The sequence below is a fragment of the Mycobacterium sp. NGS63 genome, from assembly GCF_059812295.1.
Genome location: NZ_JCALCJ010000003.1, coordinates 1 through 17,964, shown reverse-complemented (window position 1 = coordinate 17,964; position 17,964 = coordinate 1). Strand labels below are relative to the sequence as shown.

Sequence of the window (17,964 nt, the reverse complement as noted above, 5' to 3'; positions counted from 1 at the left end):
TCAAAGCCCTGGGTTCACAATCGATGCGCTCAGCCGGGCAGCTTGGCCAGCTCCGCCAATCCGCGGGAGATCAACGGCGCCACGACCTCGGGCTGGTGCTCCGAGGTGTCGCCCTTGCCCTGAGCCAGATCCGACATCCGCCGGCGGAAGTCGATGCCGGCGGCGATGATCGCGAGCTTGAAATACGCCAGCGCCATGTAGAACTCCCAGTGCGCCAGCGGCAGCCCGGCCACCAGCGAGTAGCGGTCGGCCAGCTCGTCGGCCGTCGGCAGCAGCGGCGACGTCCACGCCGCCTGCGCGTTGACGATCAGGTCCAGGGCGGGGTCGCGGTAGACGCACATCAGCGCCGCATCGGACAGCGGGTCGCCCAGGGTCGACAGCTCCCAGTCCACGACGGCGCGGACCCGCGTCGGATCGTCGGCGTCCAGGATGGTGTTATCGATCCGGTAGTCGCCGTGCACGATCGACGTCCGGCTCTGCTCCGGAATCGACTGGCGCAGGCCCGAATGCAGCCGCTCGACGTCGGCGTCGCGGTGGTCCTCGGGCAGCCGCACCAGCTCCCACTGCGAACCCCAGCGGCGCACCTGGCGCTCCAGATAACCGCTGGGCTTGCCAAAGTCGGCCAGCCCCACGGCGTTCGGATCGACGCTGTGCAGATCGACGAGCACCCGGATCAGGGAGTCGACGCAGCCATCAATGACGGTGTGGCTGAACGATTCGAGCTGCGCACGCCGGCGCACCACCTGTCCGGCAACGAATTCGACGATCTGAAACGGTGCGCCCAACACCGACTCGTCCTCGCACAATGCGATCGCGCGGGCCACCGGCACCGGGGTGTCGTATAGCGCGGCGACCACCTTGTATTCGCGGGCCATGTCGTGCGCCGACGGCGTCAGCCCGTGCAGCGGCGGGCGGCGCACCAGCCAGCTGGTCGCGTCGTCGTACACCCGGAACGTCAGGTTCGAGCGGCCACCGGAGATGAACTCGCCCCGCAGCTCGCCGTCGCGTCCGATCCCGAGCGAGCGTAGGTATCGGTCCAGCGCGGCCAGGTCGAGCCCGTCGAGGCGGTCAACTGAAGTCACCCGAACTTATTTACCACCGGCCTCACCACCGCTGATTTCGGGGCAACAGGTCCCACACGTGCTCGACCCCGTTGACCCCCGCCACCGTCGCCTCGCCGGTGCGCGAGAACAGCAGCCGGGTCACCGACGCGTAGTCGACGGGAAAGGACAGCAACCGCCTGGTCCCCAGGATCTCGTGCAGCAGGACGTTGATGACCCCGCCGTGGCTGAACACCGCGACGGTTTCGTCGGGATCGGCGGCGGCGACGACGTCGTCGACGGCAGCGCGGACGCGGGCGAGAAACGCGTCCTCGTCGACGGCGCTGGGCAGGTGCCCCTGGGCCATCCGGGCCCACTCCTCGGGTTTTTCCGCCTTGATCTGTTCGACGGGGATGTACACGGGCAGGTCGCGGTCGTATTCGGCGAATCGCTCGTCGACCTCGACGCCCAGCCCCCGGGCGGCCGCGACGGGTTCGGCGGTCTGGATGGCGCGGCGCTGCGGGCTGCTGACCACCCGCGCAATGGGGAACCTGGCCAGCGCCTCGGGCAGCCGCTTCACCTGCGCCCGCCCCTCCTCGGACAGTTCGGGGTCGGAGCCCTCGCCGTGTTCGCTGCGCAGCGGTAGCGCATGCCGGACCAGCAGCACTTGCATGTTCGTTCCCGTCGTCGGATGGTGGGCGTGGCAAGTTTCTCATCGCGCCCCGCAGGAGCAGAGATGGCCCAGCCGGCCAGGGATTGGGACGCCGCCTACCGGCAACAGGCGCCGCCCCCGTGGAGCATCGGCCGGCCCCAGCCCGAGCTGGGCGCGCTGATCGAGCAGGGCAAGATCCGCAGCGATGTCCTGGACGCCGGCTGCGGCCATGCCGCCCTGTCGCTCGCCCTCGCCGCGCGCGGCCACACCGTCGTCGGGCTGGACGCCAGCGCCACCGCGGTCGAGGCCGCCGCGGCGGCGGCCGCCGAACAAGGCTTGACCACAGTGACTTTCGCGCAGGCCGACGTCACCACCTTTCGCGGCTACGACGACCGGTTCTCGACGATCCTCGACAGCGGGCTGTTGCACGCGCTCCCGCCCGAGGGCCGCCAGGACTACCTGCGCTCGATCCTTCGCGCCGCCGCGCCGGGGGCCGCGCTCTACATCCTGGCGTTCGCGGCCGGCGCACTGGGCGACCGGGAAGACGGGCCGCGCGGCTTCACCGAAACCGAGCTGCACGACGCCGTCGCGGAGCTGTGGCGGGTCGACGACGTCCGTCCCGCAAAGGTGTACGGCAACGCCGTCGGCGGTGCGCCGCCGAACGTCGAATACGACGGCGAAGGCCACTTCATGGCGCCGGGTTTCCTGCTCAGCGCGCACAAGCCGTGACCGGGTCCGTGGAGAATGCTATTCTCCACGCGGAGAGCGGGGTGTGCAAGCCTATGACCAGTGTCAGCGAGACCCACCTTGACCCGGGCATTCTTGGCCGCTGGCTCGACGCGAACGGCGCGCCGGGCGGCGGCGAACAGCCGGTCACCGAACAGCTGAAGGGCGGTTCGCAGAACACCCTGTATCTGATCGAGCGGGGCGGCGAGCGCATGGTGCTGCGGATGCCCGGCGCGCGCGCCGACGCGGCCCGCATCGACGGGCTGCTGCGGGAGATCCGGCTGGTGCGCGCCCTGTCGGGCACCGACGTGCCGCACGCGGCGCTGATCGCCGCCGACGACACCGGCGACGTGCTCGGCCTGCCGTTCTACGTCATGCAGGCGATCGACGGCTGGAGCCCGATGGACGGCGGGTGGCCGGCGCCGTTCGACACCGACCTGGCCGCCCGGCGCGGGCTGGCGTTCCAACTCGTCGAGGGCGCGGCCAAGCTGGGCCGGGTCGACTGGCGCGCGCAGGGGCTCGAGGGCTTCGGCCGCCCGGACGGCTTCCACGAGCGACAGGTCGATCGGTGGCTGAAATTCCTCGACGCCTACAAGGTGCGCGAGCTGCCCGGGCTCGACGAGGCCGCCGACTGGCTGCGCAACAACCGGCCCGCGAGCTACCGGCCGGGGATCATGCACGGCGACTACCAGTTCGCCAACGTGATGTTCGCGCGCGGGGAGCCGGCGCGACTGGCCGCGATCGTGGACTGGGAGATGACGACGGTCGGCGATCCGCTGCTGGACCTGGCGTGGGCGCTGCTGGGCTATGACGGCGAGGAATCGCGCGCCGACGGCTTCTATCTGGACATGCGAGGCATGCCGACGCGCAGCGAACTGCTCGAGCACTACGAGCAGGTCAGCGGCCTCTCCGCCGAGAACATCGACTACTACCTGGTGCTGGCCAACTGGAAGCTGGGCATCGTGCTGGAGAAGACCTACGCGGCCGGGGTGCGCACCGGGAAAGTCGATCCCAAGATCAAGGACGCCTTCGGCGCGATGATCCCGCAGCTCATCGCCACGGCGGCCGAACTGGCCAGGTCCCGCTGAGATGGGCTACGCGGACGGGCTTTTCGACCTCACCGGCCACGTGGTGCTGATCACCGGCGGCAGCCGCGGACTGGGGCGCGAGATGGCGTTCGGTGTCGCGCGGTGCGGGGCCGACGTGGTGGTCGCCAGCCGCAACATGGACAACTGCGTGGCCACGGCCAAGGAGATCGAGGCCGAGACCGGTCGCTCGGCCATGCCCTACCAGGTGCACGTGGGGCGCTGGGACCAGCTCGACGGGTTGGTCGAGGCGACCTACGCCCGCTTCGGCAAGGTCGACACCCTGATCAACAACGCCGGCATGTCACCGCTGTACGACAAGCTGACCGACGTCACCGAGAAGCTGTTCGACGCGGTGGTCAACCTGAACCTCAAGGGGCCCTTCCGATTATCCGCGTTGGTCGGCGAGCGGATGGTCGCGGCCGGGCGCGGGTCCATCATCAACGTGAGCACCGCCGGATCGCTCCGACCGACCCCCGACATCATTCCGTACGCCGCGGCCAAGGCCGGGCTCAACGCCATGACCGAAGCGCTGGCGAAGGGCTTCGGGCCGGCCGTGCGCGTCAACACGCTGATGGCCGGGCCTTTTCTGACCGACGTCAGCAAGGCGTGGAACCTCGACCAGGCCAAGGGCAAGCCGTTCGGGCATCTGTCATTGCAACGCGCCGGTGATCCGCGCGAAATCGTCGGCGCCGCGCTGTTTCTCGCCTCCGACGCCTCGAGCTTCACCACCGGATCGATCGTGCGCGCCGACGGCGGCATCCCCTAACAGCAGAGGAGCATTCGAATGCCTTGGGACTTCTCCACCGAGCCGGAGTTCGAGAAGAAGCTGGAGTGGATCCGCGAGTTCGTGCGCGAGGAGGTAGAACCCCTCGAGGTGCTATTCGGCGGCTGCGAGTTCCTGCCGCTCAACGACGAGCGGCGCCGCATCGTCGATCCGCTCAAGCAGCGGGTGCGCGACAACGGCCTGTGGGCACCGCATTTGGGTCCCGAGTTGGGCGGGCAGGGTTTCGGCGCGGTCAAGCTGACGCTGATCAACGAGATCCTCGGCCGCAGTCCCTGGGCGCCGATCGTGTTCGGCACGCAGGCGCCCGACACCGGCAACGCGGAGATCATCGCGCGGTTCGGGACCCAGGATCAGAAGGACCGCTACCTGGCCGGGCTGCTGTCCGGGGAGATCTTCTCGTGCTTCTCCATGACCGAGCCGCAGGGGGGCGCCGACCCGCGTGTCTTCACCACCCGCGCCGTTCGCGACGGCGACGACTGGGTGATCAGCGGCCGAAAGTACTTCTCCTCCAACGCCTCGGTCGCCTCGTTCTTCATCGTCGTGGCGATCACCGACCCCGACGTGCCCGTCCACCAGGGCGCCTCGACGTTCCTCATCCCGGCCGGTACCCCGGGGCTGATCCTGGAGGCCAACCACCACCTCGTCGGCGCCGACCCGCACGAGCCGGGGCACTCGCTGGTGCGCTACGACGAGGTGCGGGTGCCGTCCGACGCGCTGCTCGGTGAGCCCGGTCAGGGCTTCCTGATCCTGCAGACCCGCCTGGCCGGTGGGCGGCTGCACCACGCGATGCGCTCGATCGGGATGGCGCAGCGCGCCGTCGAGATGATGTCGCGGCGTGCGAAAAGCCGCTTCACACAGGGCAGTTCGCTGGCCGACAAGCAACTGGTGCAGGAGTTCGTCGCCGACTCCTATACCGAGCTGATACCGTTCCGGCTGACCGTCCTGCACGCCGCCTGGCTGATCGACAACGGCGACGAGCGGGGCGCCCGCGCGGAAATCGCCGCCTGCAAGATCTTGGCGTCGCAGGTGCTCAAGTCGATTGCGCTGCGCGCGATTCAGGTCCACGGCGCGCTGGGGCTGACCGATCAGCTGCCCCTGGTCAACGTGCTGCTGGGCGGCATCGCGCTGGGCCTGGCCGACGGGCCGACCGAGGCGCACAAGGTCAACCTGGCGCGGATGCTGCTCAAGGGCTACGACGCCGAGGACGGGGACTGGCCCAGCGAGATGCTGGACGTCCGGCGCGCGGCGGCCCGCGCCAAATACGGTGAGCTCGTTGACTTCTAGCCGGGTCGCCGCGGCCGTCGAGCGCGCCCTCGACGACCGGCAGCGGGAGGCGACCGAGGAGGTCGAACGCATCCTGGCCGCGGCGGTGCGGGTGATGGAGCGCGTCGCGCCCGAGGCGCCCCGGGTCAGCGACATCGTCGCCGAGGCCGGCTCGTCGAACAAGGCGTTCTATCGCTACTTCGCCGGCAAGGACGACCTCATCCTGGCGGTCATGGAGCGCGGGGTGGGGATCGTCGTGTCCTACCTGCAGCACCAGATGGCCAAGGAATCCCTGCCGCGTGACAAGGTCGCGCGCTGGATCGAGGGCACGCTGGCGCAGGTCGCCGACCCGCACTTGATCAGCATGACCCGCGCGGCGGCAGGGCAGATGTCGGCGGGAACCAATTGGCGTGCGGCCGACCAGGAGATGATGCGGCCGCTGCGGGACCTGCTGATCGAGCCCGTCGCGGCGCTGGGCAGCGCCGACGTCGATCGCGACGTCGAGGCGGTGTTCTGCTGCACCGCGGCGGCCATGCGGCGATACGTGGGATCCGCCGACCGGCCCGGTCCCGGCGACATCGCGCACCTGGTGGGTTTCTGCCTGCGCGGGTTGGGAATCGGGTGATGCGCGCCGTCGTCTGCCGCGCCTACGGCACACCCGACGACCTGGTGGTCGAGGACGTCGCCGATCCCGTCCCCGGCCCGGGTCAGCTGGTGGTCCGGGTGCGCGCCGCGGCCGTCAACTTTCCCGATGTGCTGCTGATAGCCGGCAAGTACCAGGTCAAGATTCCGGTGCCGTTCACCCCGGGCAGCGAGCTGGCCGGCGAGGTACTGGCCGTCGGCGACGGCGCCGGCTTCCGCCCCGGCCAGCGCGTGGTCGCGACCACGCCGACCGGGGCGTTCGCCGAACAGGCGCTGCTTGACTCGGGAGCGGTGGAGCCCATGCCCGACGGTGCGGACTTCGCGTCGGCCGCCGCCTTCGGCGTCACCTACCGCACCGCCTACCACGCCCTGCGGTCGATCGCCGAAGTGGCGCAAGGTGATTGGGTGGTGGTGCTGGGCGCCGCGGGTGGCGTGGGAGTGGCGGCCGTCGATCTGGCGGTGGCTATGAAGGCCCGGGTTCTCGCGGCGGCGTCCAGCCCCGAAAAGCTCGAGCTGTGCCGGCGCCGCGGCGCCGAGGCCACCGTCGACTACGACCGCGAGGACCTGAAGACCCGCATCCGTGAGCTCACCGACGACGCCGCCCGCGTGGTCCTCGACCCCGTCGGCGGGGCGTATGCGGAGCCCGCGCTGCGGGGGCTGGCCCGCGGCGGGACGTTCGTCACCCTCGGCTACGCCTCCGGCACCATCCCCGCGATCCCGCTCAACCTGGTGCTGCTCAAGGGAATCGCGGTGCGCGGCATGGAGATCCGCACGTTCATGGCCGACCGGCCCGACGACGCCGCCCGCGACGTCCGTGAGTTGGGGCAGATGTTCGCCGCCGGCACGGTCCGGCCCTACATCGGCGCGCGGTTCCCGCTGGCCGAAACCGCGGCGGCGCTAAGGCATGTGGCCGATCGCAAGGTGCTGGGCAAGGTCGTCATCGACGTCACCTGACGAGCGGCCGCGAGAAGACGCAGAACCGACTAGGGCGTCACGATGTTGAAGTTCGGGTCCGGCTCGTCGAGCGCATCCAGGAGGGCCTGCAGCGCCGCCTGGTCGCCCAGTATCTCCAGCCCCGGCGAGGCGAAGTCGCCCATCGCCGCCGCCAGCAGCCGAACCTTGCTGTCCGCCTGGACCGTAACGGTGGAAGTCGCGGGATCCGCCGCCACCCGGCGGTACACCAGCACGCCGTTGCGCAGGGTGAGCCGATAGTTGGTGGCCGCGTCGGCGAAGGTGATGTCGACGGCGATGTCGAGGTCCCAGCTGCGCGGTCCGTTGACCCGGATCGCGAGGCTGTCGAAGATCTGCTCCGGAGTCAGCTGGGCAAGCAGGCTCGGCGAGGCGACCTGACCCGCCGTGCCGAAGTTGCCGTCGCGCAACTCGGCCGCCCCGCTCATGAAGAAGTTGCGCCAGGTGGCGTTCTCGGCGCCGTAGGCCAGCTGTTCGAGCGTGTCGGCGTACAGCTCGCGCGCCGCGGCGTGCTGGCTGTCGGTGAACACGGCGTGATCCAGCAGCGTTGCGGCCCAACGGTAGTCGCCGGAGTCGAACGCGGCCCGGGCGAGCTCGACGACGCGGTCGATGCCGCCGATGGCGTCGACGTAGCGCGGGGCGAGCGCCTCCGGCGGATGGGGCCACAGCCGCGCGGGGTTGCCGTCGAACCAGCCCATGTAGCGCTGGTAGACGGCCTTCACGTTGTGGCTGACCGACCCGTAGTACCCATGGGCGTGCCAGGCCCGCTCCAGCGCCGGCGGCAGCTGGAACATCTCGGCGATTTCGACGCCCGTGTAGCCCTGGTTGAGCAGCCGCAGCGTCTGGTCGTGCAGGTACGCGTACAGATCCCGTTGCAGCGAAAGGAATTCGACGATCCGTTCCCGGCCCCAGGTGGGCCAATGGTGCGACGCGAACACGACGTCGGCGCGGTCGGCGAACGTGTCGATGGCCTCGGTGAGGTAGCCCGACCAGACGTGCGGGTCGCGCACCAGCGCACCCCGCAGGGTCAACAGGTTGTGCAGGTTGTGGGTGGCGTTCTCGGCCATGCACAACGCGCGGTAACGCGGGAAGTAGAAGTGCATCTCGGCCGGGGCCTCGGTCCCCGGCGCCATCTGGAACTCGATCTCCACCCCGTCGATGGTGTGCCGTTCACCGGTCTCGCGGATGTCGACGGTCGGCACGATGAGGGCGACCGCGCCGGTGGACGTGGCCTGGCCCAGCCCGCAGCCCACGTGGCCACGCGGCCCGCGCTCCAGCGTCACCCCGTACATGTAGGTCGCGCGCCGCAGCATCGCCGGGCCGGCATAGACGTTCTCCTGAACGGCGTGCGCGGTAAAGCCTTCGGGCGCCAGGACTGCCACCGCGCCGCTGTCGACGTCGGCCTGCGAGGTGACGCCGAGCACCCCGCCGAAGTGGTCGGCGTGGCTGTGCGTGTAGATCACCGCGACCACGGGGCGGTCGCCGCCGCGGTGGGTGCGGTACAGGTCCAGCGCCGCGGCGGCGACCTCGGTGGAAATCAGTGGGTCGATGACGATGATGCCGGTGTCACCCTCGACGAAGGTGATGTTCGAGATGTCGAGGCCGCGGACCTGATAGATGCCCGGCACCACCTCGTAGAGACCCTGCCTGGCGGCCAAAGTCGATTGGCGCCACAGGCTGGGGTGCACGGACGTCGGCGCGTCGCCCTCGAGGAAGGAGTAGGCGTCGTTGTCCCACACCACGCGGCCGTCGGCGGCCTTGATCACGCACGGCGACAGGGCCGCGATGAATCCGCGTTCGGTGTCGTCGAAGTCGCGGGTGTCGTCGAACGGCAGGGCGTGCCGGCTGTGGGCGGATTCGATGACGGCGGTAGGGAGTTTGTGTTCCACGATTACTACATTGCCACCAAATCCGGCGTCCTGGAGCGAACGGAAATAATATTTCCAATCCGCCATTGGGCAAACGCCGCGCCGCCGCGTTCAGCGTTCGAAAAGATTTTTCACCTAACCTCTTTTGCGCAGCTAGGCAAACCCGCATACTGCCTTGACGGCTCTCAATGCCGAGGACCGCAACGATCGGGTTAGGAGAACAGGTGAAGCGTGGACTGACTGTCGCAGTGGCCGGAGCAGCAATTCTGGCCGCCGGTATTTCCGGGTGTTCGAGCAACAAGTCGACTACGAGCGGGTCCGGGACCTCCTCGGCCGGCACATCGGTCGCCACCGGCGGCGCCGGCGGAGCAAGCCCGAAGGTGACCATCGACGGGAAAGACCAGAACGTGACCGGCTCGGTCGTCTGCACGACGGTGAACGGCGACACGACGATCGCGATCGGCGGCGCGGCGACGGGCATCTCCGCCGTGCTCACCGGCGACAACACCGTGAAGTCCGTCGGGCTCGGCAACGTCAACGGAGTGACGCTCGCCTACGCGCAGGGCTCCGGCCAGGGCAACGCCAACGCGACCAAGGACGGCAACAAGTACACGATCAAGGGAACCGCCACCGGTGTCGACATGGCCAACCCGATGCAGCCGGTGAACAAGCCGTTCGAAATCGACGTGACTTGCTCCTAGCTGGTTGACGCGGGCGGTTGCCACCCGTTGAGTGGCAACCGCACCGTGAATTCGGTGTGACCCGGTGCGCTGTCCACCGTGATCGTCCCGTGGTGCGCCCGCACGACCGCCGACACGATCGCCAGCCCCAGCCCGGTGCTGCCGCCCTTGCGCGAGCGCGAGGTGTCGCCGCGGGCGAACCGCTCGAACACCTCGGATTGAAGCGTCGCCGGAATGCCGGGCCCATTGTCGATGACCTGCAGCACGCTGTGCGCGGGCTCGGTGCTCAGCCGCGTCGTCACCACGGTGCCGGCGGCGGTGTGAATGCGTGCGTTGGCAAGCAGATTCGTCAACACCTGGTGCAAGCGCGCCGCGTCGCCGGTGACGACCACGGGCTCCTCGGGCAGGTCGAGCTCCCACTGGTGATCCGGCCCGGCGACGTGCGCGTCGCTGACGGCGTCGACGGCCAACCGGGACAGGTCCACCGCTTCGCGTTCCAGCGGCCGGCCGGAGTCCAGGCGGGCCAGCAGCAGCAGGTCCTCGACCAGCCGCGTGATCCGCTCCGTCTCGGAGGCCACCCGGCTCATCGCGTGCGCCACCGCCTCGCGGTCGTCACCCATGCGCTGGGTGAGTTCGGTGTAGCCGCGGATCGCGGCGAGCGGCGTGCGCAATTCGTGGCTGGCGTCGGCGACGAACTGGCGCACCCGGGTCTCGCTGGCCTGCCGCGCCGACAGGGCCGCCGCGATGTGGTCGAGCATCCGGTTCAGCGCCGACCCCAATTGACCCACCTCGGTGGACGGGTTGGCGTCGGATTCGGCCACCCGCACCGGCAGTTCGACCTCGCCGCGGTCCAACGGGAGTTCGACGACTTCGCTGGCGGTTTGGGCGACGCGGCGCAGCGGCGCCAGCGCCCGCCTGATGATGACGACGCCCGCGGTGGTGGCCGCGACCAGAGCAATCACCGTGACGACGCCGAGGATGACCAGCATCCGCATCATCGTGGCGTCCACGTTCGACATCGACAGGCCGGTGACGATGACGTCGCCGCCGCTGCGGCTCGGGGCGGCGACGACGCGGTAGCGGCCGAGTTCGTCGAGGTCGAGCGTCACCGGCTTGCGGCTGCCGGCGATGCGCTCCAGCTGGGCTTGCGCGGTCGGGGTCAGCGCGGCGCGCGAACCGGCGCTGGTCAGGTATCCGGCGTCAACGGCCTTGCCCTTGCTGATCACCGCGGCGACCATGCCCGCGGGCTGCCCCGGGGCGTCGAGAAAGCGGGGGCCGGGGCCTGGCCGCGGGTAGGAGAAGTGCGATTCGTGGTGCCAGCCCGGACGTTTGGGTTCGGGATACATCAGCGCCGAGCGGTACGACGTGCCGGCGAGTTGCCCGTCGAGCTGGGCCACCAGGTGGTGCAGCAGCGCCAGTTCGGTCGCCGCGGTGATGCCGATGCAAACCACGGCGAGCACGACGATCTGCCCGGCCAGCAGCCGAAACCGAAGTGACCAGACCCGCCGCGTCCTGGCCAACGGTCGCGACCCGCTGCGTCCGGCTTCGCCGCGCTTGCGATCGCTCCTAGCGGGCCGGCTTAAGGACATACCCGGCGCCGCGCAGCGTATGGATCATGGGTTCACGACCGTTGTCGATTTTCTTGCGCAGGTAGGAGATGTAGAGCTCGACGATGTTGGAGCGGCCGCCGAAGTCGTAGCTCCACACCCGGTCCAGGATCTGGGCTTTGCTCAGCACCCGCTTGGAGTTGCGCATCATGAATCGCAGCAACTCGAACTCGGTGGAGGTCAACGAGATTGGCTCTCCCGCGCGCGTGACCTCGTGGCTGTCCTCGTCGAGCACCAGGTCCCCGACCACCAGCTGAGCGCCGCTATCCACGGTGGTGACCCCGGTACGGCGCAGCAGGGCCCGCAACCGCAGCACCACCTCTTCGATGCTGAAAGGTTTGGTCACGTAGTCGTCGCCGCCGGCGGTCAGCCCGGCGATGCGGTCTTCCACCGCATCCTTGGCGGTCAGCAGCAGCACCGGCAGCTGCGGATTCTCCTCGCGCAGTTTGTGCAGCACATCGAGCCCGCTCATGTCGGGCAGCATGACGTCGAGCACGACCACGTCGGGCCGCTGAGCCCTGGCCGCGGCGATGGCCGACGACCCGTCGCCGGCGGTGGAGATGTTCCAGCCCTCGTACCGCAGCGCCATGGACACCATTTCGGCCAGGACCGCTTCGTCGTCGACGACGAGGACGTTGATGGGGTTGCCGTCGGCACGACACATGACAACCCGCTCTACCGAGGCTCGGGGCTGGGTCACAGGTTCTAGTATCCGCGCCTGACTGGGGCGTCGCTATGGCCATCCTTTGCGTGTCCTGTGAAAAGGCCGCGTGACTGGCGAACAGTCACGCGGCCCCGGTACCAGCTGGCTACTAGTACCAATACCTTCTGCCGGCGACCGGCCGGCCGACAGAGCCGAGGATCCACAGGATGGCACCGATGACGAGCAATATGATGCCGATCGTGGTCAATATAGGTATGTGGAATATGAATCCCAGTACCAGCAGGACAATACCTAAGATGATCATTTCAACTTCCTTTGCTGAGGGTTATAGGGTGATCGATTGCATTGAGCTGGGTTGGGGCAAATGGCAGTCCTTCACCTTGGGATTGACTCCCGCGTAATTCAACGGCCCAGCGATCACCGTGACAGCGACGGTTCCTGCTGAGGCACAACTTGATTGGTCATTTTTGAAGTAGCCTCGCTGCCACGCGGCGACGACTCCTATGACTAGCCACACCAAGACAATCGCGCTGACTATTCCGCGACCACGCATGTGACCTCCAATGTGTTCGAGAAGGTTTCTCGTGCGCCTAGCTTTACCCATTTGACTCGTGCCTAAACCACGTTGCGTGGCTAGGAATGGTCCGCCAGCCAAGCATCGGCCCGCCGCTTCGATGCCCGTGACAGCCAGGCGTCCTGGATCAGCTCGGCCAGTTCGGTCGTGGTGATCTCCGAGAGGCGACTCGCCCGCACCAGCACCGAGGGGTGTCCGTCGAAGTGGCTCGTGGTGAAGAAAGGCGACGCGGGGTCCTGCACGAGCGCCAGCTTGTCGCTTTCCGACTCGACCCAGAGCATGATCACGTCGGCGTAGCGCTGGCCGGTGTCCGGATCGGTCGCGTCGGGCTGGGGCGTGCGGAAGAAGACGAACGACTTTCCGCCCACCTGGTAGATGGAGTTGCCTTTCGGGCCCTCCAAACGCTTGACGTGCGGCATCGATGCCGCGATCCGATGCACGTCGCTCACCCGGGCAGGCCGCTCAGCCATGCCCGTGACATTACCGCTCACGGGCGGGTCTGTAGCATGGCGAGTGACGTTGCGGTAAAGGGGGTTTGAGATTCGTGACTGACACCCTGTTCGCTGACGTCTCCGAATACCAAGTGCCCGTAAATGATTCGTACCCGTACCGAGTGCTTTCGATTCGGGTGTGCGACGGCACCTATCGCGATCACAACTTTGCGGCGAACTACGCGTGGATGGGCCGGGCTTTGGACAGCGGGCGCCTGACGTTCGGGATCGTCTACACCTACGTGCGGCCGAACTGGCTGGCCAACGCCGACACCGTGCGCTCGATGATCGATGCCGCCGGCGGTCTGCACCCGCGGGTCGCGCTGATGCTCGACGTGGAATCGGGCGGCAACCCACCCGGCGACGGCTCGAGCTGGATCAATGGGCTGTACTGGAACCTGGCCGACTATGCCGGCTCTGCCGCTCGAATCATTGGTTACGCCAACGCTTATGACTTCTTCAACATGTGGCGGACGCGGCCCGAGGGCCTGCGGGTCATCGGCGCGGGCTACGGCTCCGACCCGGACCTTCCGGGCCAGGTCGCACACCAATACACCGACGGCACGGGCTTCAGCCCCAACCTGCCGCAGGGATGCCCGCCGTTCGGGCACTGCGACATGAACTCCGCCGACGGGCTGACCCCACAGCAGTTTGCCGCCGCCTGCGGCATCACCGCGAACGGAGGATGGTTGATGGCACTCACCGACGACGAGCAGGCCGAGCTGTTGAGCAAGGTGCGCGACATCTGGGACCAGTTGCGCGGCCCCGGCGGCGACGGGTGGCCGCAACTCGGCCAGAACAGCCAGGGCCAGAACCTCACGCCGGTCGACGCGATCGCGGCGATCAAAGATGACGTCGAAAGTCAGCGGGCCGGCACCGGAACGTCCTCCAACCCAAGCTAATTCACCGTCGCCGCTGCGCGGACACGTAGAGCGTGGGCGGCATCACGCTCTGGGTGCCTTCCGCGGCACTGCGGCCGTAGCGGGCCATCAGCTCGGAGAAGGTCGCCGTCGACACCTCCCAGCCATGCTCGCGCAGCCAGCCGTCGACCGGCGTGCGCTCCTCGGGGTACCAGAGGTCGTCGAAGTCCGTGATCTCGGTGTCGACCAACTTGGCGGCCGCGGCGCGCATGCGCCGCATGTCCTCGCGCTGGCGCCGAACGAGGTCGGGGTCGGTGAAACCTTCGCCGGGCACGTTGGAGGCCAGCCAACTACCTTCGGCGCTAAGCGAATGCACGCGCTCGAACAACAGGTCCTGGGCCTGCGCCGGCAGGTAGCGGACGAGCCCCTCGGCCGACCAGGCCGCCGGTCGCGACGCGTCGAATCCCGCTTCCCGCAGCGCCTTCGGCCAATCCTGGCGTAGGTCGATGGGCACGTTCACCAGCCGCGCCTTCGGCTGTGCGCCGTGCTCGCGCAGCGTGTTGGCTTTGAATTCCAGCACCTTGGGCTGGTCCAGCTCGTACACGACGGTGCCGTCGGGCCACGGCAGCCGCCAGGTGCGTGCGTCGAGTCCGGCGGCCAGGATCACCACCTGCCGAACGCCGGAGTCGGCGGCGCCGAGAAAGAACTCGTCGAAAAACGCTGTGCGCGTGGCCATGAAGTCGATCATCAGCTGGATGCGGGCGCGCACGTCCGGTTCGAGCTCGACCGCCTTGGCCAGCAGCTTGGGATCGGCGTAGATGCTCCACATGCCCTCGCCCGCGGCGTCGACGAACACGCGCGCGAACGGGTCGTTGATGAGTGGGTTCTCGCTCTCGGTCTCGGCGGCGCGCGCCGCGGCAACGCCCAGTGCGGTGGCTCCCACGCTTTGGGTGATGTCCCAGGAATCGTCGTCGGTACGCGGCATCGCCATGCCCCTTCCAGGCCCGAAGTCGGTTAGTTCCGCTCGCTATTGTTCCAGCCTCCGGCGGCGCCTGCCGGGCGTCGCCGGTGACCTAGGCTGCTGTCATGACGCGTACGCCGCAGGAAGTATTCGCCCACCACGGGAAGGCGCTGGCCGCGGGGGACCTGGACGGGATCGTCGCCGACTACGGCGACGATGCGGTGCTGATCACGCCGGACGGGGCCGCACGCGGCAAGGACGGCGTCCGCGGCGTCTTCGTCAAGCTGCTCGGCGACCTGCCCGACGCGGCGTGGGACCTGAAGAACCAGATCTTCGAGGGCGACCTGCTGTTCCTCGAGTGGGCCGCCGATTCGGCGGTCAACCGGGTGGACGACGGCGTCGACACCTTCGTGTTCCGCGACGGCATGATCCGCGCCCAGACCGTCCGCTACACCCCGCACCCCAAGGGCTGAGCGTGAATCACGTCAACCTCGACGCCGTAGCGGCGTGGATGTCCGGGCAGGGACTCGGCGAGGGGCCGCTGGAGGACGTCGCCACCGTTACCGGCGGCACACAGAACGTCATGCTGCGCTTCACCCGCGCCGGCCGGCCCTACGTGCTGCGGCGCGGGCCGCGGCACCTGCGCCCACGCAGCAACAGCGTGATCCTGCGGGAAACCAAAGTCCTTGCGGCGCTGGCCGGCTCCGACGTGCCGCACCCGCACCTGATCGCCACCTGCGACGACCCCACCGTGCTCGGTGACGCCGTCTTCTACCTGATGGAACCGATCGACGGGTTCAACGCCGGCGAAGGGTTGCCGCCGTTGCACGCGGGCGACCCGAAGGTGCGGTTCGGGATGGGGCTGTCGATGGCCGACGCGCTCGCCAAGCTCGGCGCCGTCGACCACGTCGCCGTCGGCCTGGCCGACTTCGGCAAACCCGACGGCTTTCTGGAGCGCCAGGTGCCGCGCTGGCTCGGCGAGCTGGACTCCTATCGGCAGTACGCGAACTACCCGGGGCCCGACATCCCTGGCATCGAGCAGGTCGCGTCCTGGCTGGAGCGCGGCCGCCCGCAGGCCTGGACCCCGGGCATCATGCACGGCGATTACCACGCCGCCAACGTCATGTTCTCCCGCACCGGACCCGAAGTGGTCGCCATCGTGGACTGGGAGATGTGCACGATCGGTGACCCGCTGCTGGACCTGGGCTGGCTGCTTGCCACCTGGCGCCAGCCCGACGGCACCAGCGTGTTCAGCCACGCGCTGGGCGGCGAGGACGGGCTGGCCAGCACCGACGATCTATTCCAGCGGTACGCCGCCAACACCACCCGCGACCTGTCGCACATCACCTGGTACACGGTGCTGGCCTGCTTCAAGCTGGGCATCGTGATCGAGGGCACGCTGGCCCGGGCCTGCGCAGGCCAGGCCGAGAAGGCGGTGGGCGACCAGCTGCACGCGGCCACGGTGCATCTGTTCGAGCGGGCGCTGACGCTTATCGACAACCAACCGTGAGCGACTACCATCTCCCCTCGTGCCGCCCCACCCCGAGAACCCCGATTTCTACTCCGAGCCGACCCAGGCCGCCGGATACGGCGGTTACGGGGATTACGGCGACTACGGTTCCGCGCCCGAACCCGAGCATCCGACGCCGTGGTACCGCCGCCCGCTGGCGTTGGTCGCCGCCGGCGCGGTCGGGGTGATCGTGCTCGGGCTCGCGGCGTACGCGGTGATCAAGTTGGTCGCCGGGCCGCCGGCGCCCGCCCCCACCACGACGACGTCCGCCCCGACCACGTCGTCCTCCGTGGCGACGACCACGACCACGACGGCGCCGCCGCCCCGCCACCACGGCGGCGGCGGAGGCGCGCCCGCGCCGACCGAGGCGCCGACACAAACCGTGACCGAGACGGCGCCGCCGCCCAGCACGGATACCCCGACGACGACCGTCCCGCCCAGCACGGACACCCCGACGACGACCGTCGCGCCGAGCACCGAAACCAGCACGGTCACCCAGACCGTGACCGTCCCGCCGCGGTGGGGGCCGTTCCAACCACGCCCATAGTCGGGACAGGTCGGGCGCTGCGCGGTTAGCCTCCATGCGTGGACGTCGGGGACGCGGTCAGGCGATCACTGGACCAGTGGGAACGGCGCGACTGGGACTCGGCCATGGGCCACGCCTGCAACGCCGTCGACGGGACCGGGAAGAAGCGCTATCCGCAGCTCGGGATCGCGACCCGGTTCAAGCGCACGGTCCGTGACTCGCTGGACATCTTCCGGGTGATGGCCGCGCCGGGTGTCGACTTCGACCAGAGCCGCTTTCCCATCGCGGTGAAGTCTGATCTGCCCGACGGCCGCCCCGACATCGCCGACGTTCTCTACGGCGTGCACCGCTGGTGCCACGGCCACGACGACGAGCTGCCCGAGGGTTTCGAGCTGACCCCGCCCGGGCCGCGCCCGCTGGCCGTGCAGATCTGGAGCACCGGCAAGATCCAGCTGCCCGCCGCCGCGGTGATCGGGCTGCTGGCTGTCGCCGTGTTCTCACCGGAGAACAAGGGCGAGACCATCCCCGACGGCTACCAGCTGAGCTGGTACCAGCACGTCTTTCATATCTGCCTGTGGTGGGGCTGGCAGGAGCACTTCCGCGAGATCATCGGCACCGCCCAGATCCCGCAGACCGTTCTCGACTTCGCCGACTCCTGGGAGGACTGGACGCCGGCCTGACACGGCTGAAGGCATCGCGCACAGGACGCGCGCGTCCCCGGCGGCGAGCCACTAGATTTAGACGCCATGACCAATCTCGCCGCTCGGATCAACCCGTCGCGGGAACCGCCGTACCGGTGGCTCACCTTCGGCGTGTTCGTCGTCCTGGCGGTGATCATGGTGTTGGTGTTCGTGCAATTTCGCGGGGGGTTCACGCCGAAGACGACGTTGACGATGGTGGCTTCCCGTGCCGGGTTGGTGATGGATCCGGGCTCGAAGGTGACCTATAACGGAGTGGAGATCGGCCGGGTGGGCAACATCTCCGAGGTCGTGCGGGACGGCAAGCCGGCGGCCAAGTTCGTTTTGGAGGTGTATCCGCGGTATCTGTCGCTGATCCCGG

At 68.7% G+C, this 17,964-nt stretch carries 22 protein-coding genes; 13 read left to right on the top strand and 9 right to left on the bottom strand.

The features are described from left to right. Positions 1 to 29: 29 nt before the first annotated feature. Both AC5Y4Z_RS06880 and AC5Y4Z_RS06875 read right to left on the bottom strand, forming a co-directional pair. Complete coding sequence (locus tag AC5Y4Z_RS06880) at positions 30 to 1,082, bottom strand: phosphotransferase family protein (RefSeq protein ID WP_499961959.1); 1,053 nt, start codon at positions 1,080 to 1,082, stop codon at positions 30 to 32. 22 nt (positions 1,083 to 1,104) lie between these two features. Next, the gene (locus tag AC5Y4Z_RS06875) at positions 1,105 to 1,713 is read right to left on the bottom strand and encodes a histidine phosphatase family protein (RefSeq protein WP_499961957.1); all 609 of its coding nucleotides are present in this window, start codon (positions 1,711 to 1,713) and stop codon (positions 1,105 to 1,107) included. Between the two features lie 63 nt (positions 1,714 to 1,776). Here AC5Y4Z_RS06875 and AC5Y4Z_RS06870 point away from each other — a divergent pair, with 63 nt between their 5' ends. Genes AC5Y4Z_RS06870 through AC5Y4Z_RS06845 form a run of 6 tightly spaced genes read left to right on the top strand, consistent with a single transcriptional unit; the run spans position 1,777 to position 7,149 of the window. After that, a complete protein-coding gene (locus tag AC5Y4Z_RS06870; protein ID WP_499961955.1) occupies positions 1,777 to 2,421 on the top strand; it encodes a class I SAM-dependent methyltransferase in 645 nt (214 codons plus the stop codon). A 53-nt stretch (positions 2,422 to 2,474) separates the two neighbouring features. Next, entirely contained in the window at positions 2,475 to 3,506 is a 1,032-nt protein-coding gene (locus tag AC5Y4Z_RS06865) for a phosphotransferase family protein (protein ID WP_499961953.1), read from the top strand. 1 nt (position 3,507) lies between these two features. After that, on the top strand, positions 3,508 to 4,272 hold the full coding sequence (locus tag AC5Y4Z_RS06860) for an SDR family NAD(P)-dependent oxidoreductase (protein ID WP_499961950.1): 765 nt from the start codon (positions 3,508 to 3,510) through the stop codon (positions 4,270 to 4,272). Between the two features lie 18 nt (positions 4,273 to 4,290). Continuing rightward, entirely contained in the window at positions 4,291 to 5,574 is a 1,284-nt protein-coding gene (locus tag AC5Y4Z_RS06855; RefSeq protein ID WP_499961947.1) for an acyl-CoA dehydrogenase family protein, read from the top strand. Beyond that, entirely contained in the window at positions 5,555 to 6,178 is a 624-nt protein-coding gene (locus AC5Y4Z_RS06850; RefSeq protein WP_499961944.1) for a TetR/AcrR family transcriptional regulator, read from the top strand. The genes AC5Y4Z_RS06855 and AC5Y4Z_RS06850 overlap by 20 nt, the downstream gene beginning before the upstream one ends. Then, positions 6,178 to 7,149, top strand: a complete 972-nt coding sequence (locus AC5Y4Z_RS06845; protein WP_499961942.1) for an NADPH:quinone oxidoreductase family protein — start codon at positions 6,178 to 6,180, stop codon at positions 7,147 to 7,149. Before AC5Y4Z_RS06850 ends, AC5Y4Z_RS06845 begins: the two co-directional genes overlap by 1 nt. Positions 7,150 to 7,178: 29 nt before the next feature. Here AC5Y4Z_RS06845 and AC5Y4Z_RS06840 read toward each other — a convergent pair whose 3' ends face one another. Then, positions 7,179 to 9,053 carry an alkyl/aryl-sulfatase gene (locus tag AC5Y4Z_RS06840; RefSeq protein ID WP_499961940.1) on the bottom strand — a complete coding sequence of 625 codons (1,875 nt, stop codon included), beginning with the start codon at positions 9,051 to 9,053 and terminating at the stop codon, positions 7,179 to 7,181. A 203-nt stretch (positions 9,054 to 9,256) separates the two neighbouring features. Here AC5Y4Z_RS06840 and AC5Y4Z_RS06835 point away from each other — a divergent pair, with 203 nt between their 5' ends. Next, positions 9,257 to 9,733 (top strand): lipoprotein LpqH, encoded by a 477-nt coding sequence (locus AC5Y4Z_RS06835; protein ID WP_499961938.1) that lies wholly within the window; start codon positions 9,257 to 9,259, stop codon positions 9,731 to 9,733. Here the strand turns inward: AC5Y4Z_RS06835 and AC5Y4Z_RS06830 are convergent. The 5 genes from AC5Y4Z_RS06830 to AC5Y4Z_RS06810 form a co-directional block, all read right to left on the bottom strand. Then, a complete protein-coding gene (locus tag AC5Y4Z_RS06830; RefSeq protein ID WP_499961936.1) occupies positions 9,730 to 11,232 on the bottom strand; it encodes a sensor histidine kinase in 1,503 nt (500 codons plus the stop codon). The genes AC5Y4Z_RS06835 and AC5Y4Z_RS06830 overlap by 4 nt on opposite strands. Positions 11,233 to 11,278: 46 nt before the next feature. Next, on the bottom strand, positions 11,279 to 11,983 hold the full coding sequence (gene tcrX / locus AC5Y4Z_RS06825) for a two-component system response regulator TcrX (protein WP_297725073.1): 705 nt from the start codon (positions 11,981 to 11,983) through the stop codon (positions 11,279 to 11,281). Between the two features lie 148 nt (positions 11,984 to 12,131). Next, positions 12,132 to 12,287, bottom strand: coding sequence for a DUF6131 family protein (locus AC5Y4Z_RS06820; RefSeq protein ID WP_165608027.1), 156 nt, complete (start codon positions 12,285 to 12,287; stop codon positions 12,132 to 12,134). A 21-nt stretch (positions 12,288 to 12,308) separates the two neighbouring features. Then, the gene (locus AC5Y4Z_RS06815) at positions 12,309 to 12,536 is read right to left on the bottom strand and encodes a hypothetical protein (RefSeq protein ID WP_499961931.1); all 228 of its coding nucleotides are present in this window, start codon (positions 12,534 to 12,536) and stop codon (positions 12,309 to 12,311) included. Between the two features lie 80 nt (positions 12,537 to 12,616). Beyond that, on the bottom strand, positions 12,617 to 13,027 hold the full coding sequence (locus tag AC5Y4Z_RS06810) for an MmcQ/YjbR family DNA-binding protein (RefSeq protein WP_499961929.1): 411 nt from the start codon (positions 13,025 to 13,027) through the stop codon (positions 12,617 to 12,619). Positions 13,028 to 13,101: 74 nt separating this feature from the next. Between AC5Y4Z_RS06810 and AC5Y4Z_RS06805 the strand changes: the two genes are divergently transcribed. After that, positions 13,102 to 13,950, top strand: coding sequence for a hypothetical protein (locus AC5Y4Z_RS06805; protein WP_499961927.1), 849 nt, complete (start codon positions 13,102 to 13,104; stop codon positions 13,948 to 13,950). A 1-nt stretch (position 13,951) separates the two neighbouring features. On the opposite strand, the gene AC5Y4Z_RS06800 is transcribed toward AC5Y4Z_RS06805, so the two are convergent. Next, on the bottom strand, positions 13,952 to 14,893 hold the full coding sequence (locus tag AC5Y4Z_RS06800) for a class I SAM-dependent methyltransferase (protein ID WP_499961924.1): 942 nt from the start codon (positions 14,891 to 14,893) through the stop codon (positions 13,952 to 13,954). Between the two features lie 101 nt (positions 14,894 to 14,994). Here AC5Y4Z_RS06800 and AC5Y4Z_RS06795 point away from each other — a divergent pair, with 101 nt between their 5' ends. The 5 genes from AC5Y4Z_RS06795 to AC5Y4Z_RS06775 all read left to right on the top strand — a co-directional run. Continuing rightward, positions 14,995 to 15,342, top strand: coding sequence for a nuclear transport factor 2 family protein (locus tag AC5Y4Z_RS06795; RefSeq protein ID WP_499961922.1), 348 nt, complete (start codon positions 14,995 to 14,997; stop codon positions 15,340 to 15,342). Between the two features lie 38 nt (positions 15,343 to 15,380). Further along, complete coding sequence (locus tag AC5Y4Z_RS06790; protein ID WP_499963258.1) at positions 15,381 to 16,379, top strand: phosphotransferase family protein; 999 nt, start codon at positions 15,381 to 15,383, stop codon at positions 16,377 to 16,379. A 19-nt stretch (positions 16,380 to 16,398) separates the two neighbouring features. Further along, complete coding sequence (locus AC5Y4Z_RS06785) at positions 16,399 to 16,926, top strand: hypothetical protein (protein ID WP_499961920.1); 528 nt, start codon at positions 16,399 to 16,401, stop codon at positions 16,924 to 16,926. Positions 16,927 to 16,964: 38 nt separating this feature from the next. Continuing rightward, complete coding sequence (locus AC5Y4Z_RS06780; RefSeq protein ID WP_499961917.1) at positions 16,965 to 17,585, top strand: Rv1289 family protein; 621 nt, start codon at positions 16,965 to 16,967, stop codon at positions 17,583 to 17,585. Between the two features lie 66 nt (positions 17,586 to 17,651). Further along, positions 17,652 to 17,964: MlaD family protein (locus tag AC5Y4Z_RS06775; protein ID WP_499961914.1), on the top strand; the 313-nt coding region annotated here is incomplete at its 3' end.

Bases quoted from the DNA above. Each gene is read 5' to 3' on its own strand.
- AC5Y4Z_RS06860 (WP_499961950.1), top strand. From the start codon at position 3,508: ATGGGCTACGCGGACGGGCTTTTCGACCTCACCGGCCACGTGGTGCTG.
- AC5Y4Z_RS06820 (WP_165608027.1), bottom strand. From the start codon at position 12,287: ATGATCATCTTAGGTATTGTCCTGCTGGTACTGGGATTCATATTCCAC.
- AC5Y4Z_RS06810 (WP_499961929.1), bottom strand. From the start codon at position 13,027: ATGGCTGAGCGGCCTGCCCGGGTGAGCGACGTGCATCGGATCGCGGCA.
- AC5Y4Z_RS06870 (WP_499961955.1), top strand. From the start codon at position 1,777: ATGGCCCAGCCGGCCAGGGATTGGGACGCCGCCTACCGGCAACAGGCG.
- tcrX (WP_297725073.1), bottom strand. From the start codon at position 11,983: ATGTGTCGTGCCGACGGCAACCCCATCAACGTCCTCGTCGTCGACGAC.
- AC5Y4Z_RS06815 (WP_499961931.1), bottom strand. From the start codon at position 12,536: ATGCGTGGTCGCGGAATAGTCAGCGCGATTGTCTTGGTGTGGCTAGTC.
- AC5Y4Z_RS06845 (WP_499961942.1), top strand. From the start codon at position 6,178: ATGCGCGCCGTCGTCTGCCGCGCCTACGGCACACCCGACGACCTGGTG.
- AC5Y4Z_RS06865 (WP_499961953.1), top strand. From the start codon at position 2,475: ATGACCAGTGTCAGCGAGACCCACCTTGACCCGGGCATTCTTGGCCGC.
- AC5Y4Z_RS06800 (WP_499961924.1), bottom strand. From the start codon at position 14,893: ATGCCGCGTACCGACGACGATTCCTGGGACATCACCCAAAGCGTGGGA.
- AC5Y4Z_RS06855 (WP_499961947.1), top strand. From the start codon at position 4,291: ATGCCTTGGGACTTCTCCACCGAGCCGGAGTTCGAGAAGAAGCTGGAG.
- AC5Y4Z_RS06795 (WP_499961922.1), top strand. From the start codon at position 14,995: ATGACGCGTACGCCGCAGGAAGTATTCGCCCACCACGGGAAGGCGCTG.
- AC5Y4Z_RS06875 (WP_499961957.1), bottom strand. From the start codon at position 1,713: ATGCAAGTGCTGCTGGTCCGGCATGCGCTACCGCTGCGCAGCGAACAC.
- AC5Y4Z_RS06790 (WP_499963258.1), top strand. From the start codon at position 15,381: ATGTCCGGGCAGGGACTCGGCGAGGGGCCGCTGGAGGACGTCGCCACC.